The following is a 5,229-nucleotide window of genomic DNA, read 5'->3' as shown; positions in this document are numbered from 1 at the left end:
ATGTGGCATGATAGGGGCGATGGTTCTTCGCGGCCACTCGGAAGAGCAATCCAGATCGGCGATGCCATACCCCAGATTCAGCGGTTGGCAACATTAAAAAGTGAGTTTAAAAAAGACACAACTGGGTCAGGATTCAAACCGAAGGGTTATACGCTTGATGCGTCGGGTCTGCCAGTATTTAAATACCGCACCTATGGATTGAGTGTTAAGGATGCGACGAGGGTTATTGATGGTGGCCAGGGCATTCGACGTGAAATTGAGCCAGAAGGAACTGCCAATGATTTATACCTGTGTCTCGCCAGGGCAAACGTCATCGAACAGAAAGATGGTAAATATGTTATTGTAGATAAAGCTTATTCCATTACGGTCGAGGAGGAGACGGCATTGAAACCAGTCATCAGAACCATACAGGGAACTCAAGAACTCTTGGTTCCATTCCAAGGTAAGATCGTTTACGCTATTCTTTTTAACCAATAACCCGATGAATATTTTTTTTAATTATAAAAACGGTATTTCGTGCCTGTTGGCAATGACATTTATATTGATGTCAATAAGCTGCTTTGCCCAGGCAGAATCGCCAAAGGAAGATGATTATTTTAAGATCATGAAAGTTCCCGCTCCCGAAGGAGCAATCCTCGAAGTGGGGGGACTCTGTACATTGCCTAACGGCGATCTGGGTGTCACCACCAGGAGGGGAGATGTTTTCATCGTGAAAAACCCTTCTTCACTGAAACCAACATTTCAAAAGTTTGCTTCGGGCCTTCATGAAGTGCTTGGACTTGCCTATAAAAATGGATCATTTTATTGTGTTCAGCGAGGTGAACTTACTAAAATGACAGATACGGACAACGATGGAGTGGCCGATGATTTTGAAACCATATACGCATGGCCATTGTCTGGAAATTACCATGAGTATAGTTTTGGCCCTAAGCTAGCTGCCGATGGATCTTTTTTTGTAACCCTGAATCTTGGATTTCCGCCAACCTGGTGGAACCCGACAAGTATGGTTCCATGGAGGGGCTGGGCACTCCATATTTTTGAAGATGGAAGAGTAGAGCCCTGGGCTGCAGGTATGCGCTCGCCTTGCGGAATTAGTATGATTGATGATCAGCTTTTTTATACTGATAATCAAGGCGATTGGGTTGGCTCTGGAAGTATCATGCAAGTGAAAAAAGGCGCATTTATGGGGCATCCAGCCAGCTTGGTGTGGGCTAATCTGCCGCAGTCTCCAATAAAATTGACCACAGAACAGTTCTTTGCTAAGAATGAGACAAAGATGATTTACGACAGCAAGGGAAACAGTGTAAAGCCAGAGAACGATGTGAATGCAAAGGTGGTAACCGAGATGGATATGAAGAAGAACTTTCCTGAACTGCAAATACCCGCGGTGTGGCTGCCTCACGGAATTCTGGGTATTTCAAATTCTGAGATCGTAAAAATTCCTCAAGGCTCCTTTGGCCCTTTCGCTGGCCAGCTTCTGGTGGGCGATCAGGGACAGAGTATGGTTAGCCGTGTGTTTATGGAAAAGATAAACGGAGAATATCAGGGGGCCGCATGGCCTTTCAGAAGTGGATTTCAGTCGGGTATTGTGCGTTTGGCTTGGGGGAAGGATGGATCATTGTTCGCCGGCGAGACCAACAGAGGATGGGGTTCGGCCGGTGAGGCCACAGAAGGGATTCAGCGACTGGTTTGGAACAACAAAATCCCTTTTGAAATGCGCAGTATCAAAGCCATGCCTGATGGGTTTGAAATAGCGTTCACCAAACCTGTTGATAAGAAATACGCCTCAGATCTTGCTTCTTATTCAGTGGAAAGCTTTATTTATAAATACCATAGTGTATATGGAAGCCCGTCGGTAAATAGCCAAAAATGCAATGTAAAGGGCGTTCGCGTTTCAGCTGATGGCCTCACTGCCCGAATTATTGTAGCCGGCTTGCGCAAAGGATATATTCACAACATTACTTTGGATGGTATTCGATCACAAGAGAATTACTATAGTCTGGTACATCCAACAGCATATTATACCTTAAATAATATTCCGGAAGGCAAAGCGCTTAGCCTTACAGAAGTAAGTACCAAAAATTCGGCCTCAACTAAAACGCTGCCTTTGGCACAAAGCAAAAAGTCTTCATCAGGTGGAAAAACATCAGTAGTGAAAATTCCAACTTATGAGCAGGTGAAAGGGCTGCTAACTAAAAATACTTGCCTGGCTTGCCACAACTCGGATAAACGACAAGTTGGCCCCTCTTTTAAAGAGATTTCCACCAAAAAGTATACGGTCGAGGAACTAATAAGCCTGATTTATACGCCTAAACCAGAGCATTGGCCAGGTTATTCCACGCCGATGCCGCCAATGACCAATGTTTCAAAAGATGAGGTAAAAAAAATTGCGACCTGGATCAAATCATTAAATAAATAATACATCAATAGCTAAAGAAATCAATCAATAATATGAAACGATCAATATTAATTGTTGGGATACTCGTAACAAATGCACTGTTCGTTCAGGCACAACAACCTGCTAAGCCAGAAGATACGGAAGTTTGGACCCCCGTACCTGCAAAGGTAAGCCCGGCTAAAGTGCCTGGAGGAGCGCCTTCAGATGCCATACTTCTTTTTGACGGGAAAGATTTGGATCAGTGGGTAAATTCCAGCGATACTGTGTCAGCAAAAAAATGGAAGTTATCTCATGGGATCATGACAGTAGATAAATCTGTGGGTGATCTCCAGACAAAAGAGAAGTTTATGGATTTCCAGCTTCACATTGAATACAGGATTCCAGAAAATATAAGCGGAAGTGGCCAGGGCCGAGGTAACAGCGGTATTTTTCTGGCTGCTCTTCCTTGGGGTGCTGGCGGATACGAATTGCAGGTGCTGGACAATTACGACAATAAAACCTATGTAAACGGGCAGGCTGGTAGTCTCTACAAACAATCGCCACCGATGGTAAATGCCTGTTTAAAACCAGGAGAGTGGCAAACCTATGATGTAGCCTGGACAGCTCCCCGTTTTAACGAAGACGGTTCTGTAAGGTCACCGGCTGTAGCGACAGTTTTTCACAATGGTATTCTCGTGCAGAATGCCACCATACTCAAAGGGGACACCCCTTATATTGGCCAGCCAACCTACAGAAAACATGGCGCCTCACCAATTAAATTGCAGAGTCATGGAGATAAAAGTGAACCGATCAGCTATCGCAATATCTGGTTAAGGAAATTGTAGCAAGTACCCCTCTGTTGATCGATTTTTTAATAGAAACCAATTATATCCCTATATGAGAACAGTAAATTATCCTTTCGGCATTGTAGTCATCCCTATGTTTACGAGGTGCCAAAAACAAGAACTCGGAAGTCCGGGCGGGAAACAATCTCTTGCAAAAGCAGTGAATGCTGGTTACCCAGGCATGTGTCAATCTGGCTAAAAGAAAGCGGTTTCAACGCCATTCGAATTCCTTGCTCCTGGGATCTATATGGCCAAGAGCAATACAGCAAAGCTTCAGCATGAAGTGAAAAGAAATCAGGTTTTTGACAATACGTGAGTTGAAATAAATTTTCAAAAGACTGGTAGTAAAAAAAGCCTTCGACAATTTGAGGGTCGTGAAAAAATAAATTATAATCTAACCAAAATGAACAATATTATAAATATGAAAAATAGAAGTTACGGGATATTTTTAGGTTTCCTGATCGTTATCGCCTTATTCTCCTCATCCTGTAAGAAGTCGGAGGTTGCAGCAGAACTGGAAGTTTCTTCATTGGATATTAAAGCGCAGGCAGATGGCGAGCGTACAGAAGTGACGATTACCAGCAACGACGCATGGACAGCAGCTATCAATGATGCGGTACCTTGGATAGAGATAGGTCGCACAGCAGGCGGAGCAGGCGCTACACAGTTACAGCTAAAATTTTCTGGTAATGGTACAGGTGCATCGCGTTATGGTGTGGTTACAATTAAATCCGGTAATGGCCAGGCCAGGAGAATTAAGATTACACAAGTAGGTAATTTATATCCAACATATAATTTAACACCTAAAGCGCCCGATGCAACCGGTATGAGTAGTACGGCTGTACAACTGGCGGCAAAAATGCATTTGGGAATAAATTTTGGCAATACCATGGAATCACCAAAAGAGGGTGATTGGCAGAATAGTAAGCTGACCGAATCGTATGTAAAATTTGTAAAGCAAATTGGATTCAATACTATACGGATTCCTTGTAACTGGAATTGGAGTCATTTAAGTGATCCCGATAAAGTAGAAATTGACAAGGCATGGCTTAATCGGGTGAAAGAAGTAGTTGGATGGTGTGTAGCTAATGATATGTATGTGATGTTGAATACGCACGGAGATAATGGCTGGCTCGAAAATAATGTCAATGCCGCAAAGCAAGAGGAAATTAATGCAAGACTAAAAGCACTTTGGGAGCAGATTGCTACAACCATGCGTGATTTTGACGAACATCTTATTTTTGCCGGTACGAATGAACCTGCGGTTGAAAATGCTGAGCAGATGGCCATACTCAATAGTTATCACGAAACATTCATCAAGGCGGTTCGTTCTACGGGAGGCAGGAACAGTTACCGGGTATTGGTTGTGCAGGGCCCCAGCACTGACCCTACTAAAACCTTTACTTTGATGAATACGATGCCAAAAGACGAAATCCCTAATAAGTTGATGGTCGAGGTGCATGACTACACGCCTTCTACATTTACGATACTAACAGATGGAGATGTAAGTTGGGGCAAAATGGCTTACTACTGGGGAAAAGGGAATCACTCTACTATTGAGCCAGAACGCAACGCTACCTATGGAGAAGAGGATGTGATCGATACTGAATTCAAAAATATTAAACAGAAGTTTGTTGATAAAGGAATCCCTGTGATGCTGGGTGAATATGCAGCCTGGAGAAGGAATGCGATTAACAACCCGAATTATCTTCCTAAAGATCTGGCTATGCACAACAAGTCTGTAAATGACTGGACATATTATCTAACCAAACAGGCTAAAGCGAATGGTATTCTGCCATTCTATTGGGAGATAGGTTTTATGTTAGACAGAGCTAATAATGTGGTAAAGGACCAACCTATGTTAGATGCCCTTATTGCAGGAGGTAAGTAAATAGTAAGAGATACTATAACTAAATAGAAATACAGCTTTGTAGAGGTTCATGCATAGCATTGAATTTAAAAAGAGGTTGTATCATAAAGATGATTTTAGCCCAGACGCTGTCATGT

4 protein-coding genes and 1 pseudogene are annotated in these 5,229 nt (G+C 43.0%); all 5 read left to right on the top strand.

Going from position 1 to position 5,229, the window contains the following annotated elements:
- Window positions 1-477 (top strand): annotated as a pseudogene (locus AC1DPQ_RS16790) (3-keto-disaccharide hydrolase); the annotation flags it as partial.
- Window positions 478-481: 4 nt separating this feature from the next.
- Entirely contained in the window at window positions 482-2,419 is a 1,938-nt protein-coding gene (locus AC1DPQ_RS16785) for a c-type cytochrome (RefSeq protein ID WP_477581472.1), read from the top strand.
- A 32-nt stretch (window positions 2,420-2,451) separates the two neighbouring features.
- Window positions 2,452-3,222: a 3-keto-disaccharide hydrolase gene (locus AC1DPQ_RS16780; protein WP_477581474.1), complete on the top strand. Its 771-nt coding sequence runs from the start codon at window positions 2,452-2,454 to the stop codon at window positions 3,220-3,222.
- Window positions 3,223-3,274: 52 nt separating this feature from the next.
- The gene (locus AC1DPQ_RS16775; protein WP_477581476.1) at window positions 3,275-3,421 is read left to right on the top strand and encodes a hypothetical protein; all 147 of its coding nucleotides are present in this window, start codon (window positions 3,275-3,277) and stop codon (window positions 3,419-3,421) included.
- Window positions 3,422-3,625: 204 nt separating this feature from the next.
- Window positions 3,626-5,113, top strand: coding sequence for a cellulase family glycosylhydrolase (locus tag AC1DPQ_RS16770; protein WP_477610305.1), 1,488 nt, complete (start codon window positions 3,626-3,628; stop codon window positions 5,111-5,113).
- The last annotated feature ends 116 nt before the right edge of the window (window positions 5,114-5,229 follow it).

This window comes from Pedobacter sp. 01T416_2 (assembly GCF_056398925.1).
The sequence above is the reverse complement of the archived record's forward strand: the minus strand, read 5'-3'. Positions and strand labels throughout refer to the sequence as shown.

What these genes read in the sequence shown, in the direction of transcription:
- AC1DPQ_RS16785 (WP_477581472.1), top strand. Translation starts at nt 482, where the DNA reads ATGAATATTTTTTTTAATTATAAAAACGGTATTTCGTGCCTGTTGGCA.
- AC1DPQ_RS16780 (WP_477581474.1), top strand. Translation starts at nt 2,452, where the DNA reads ATGAAACGATCAATATTAATTGTTGGGATACTCGTAACAAATGCACTG.
- AC1DPQ_RS16775 (WP_477581476.1), top strand. Translation starts at nt 3,275, where the DNA reads ATGAGAACAGTAAATTATCCTTTCGGCATTGTAGTCATCCCTATGTTT.
- AC1DPQ_RS16770 (WP_477610305.1), top strand. Translation starts at nt 3,626, where the DNA reads ATGAACAATATTATAAATATGAAAAATAGAAGTTACGGGATATTTTTA.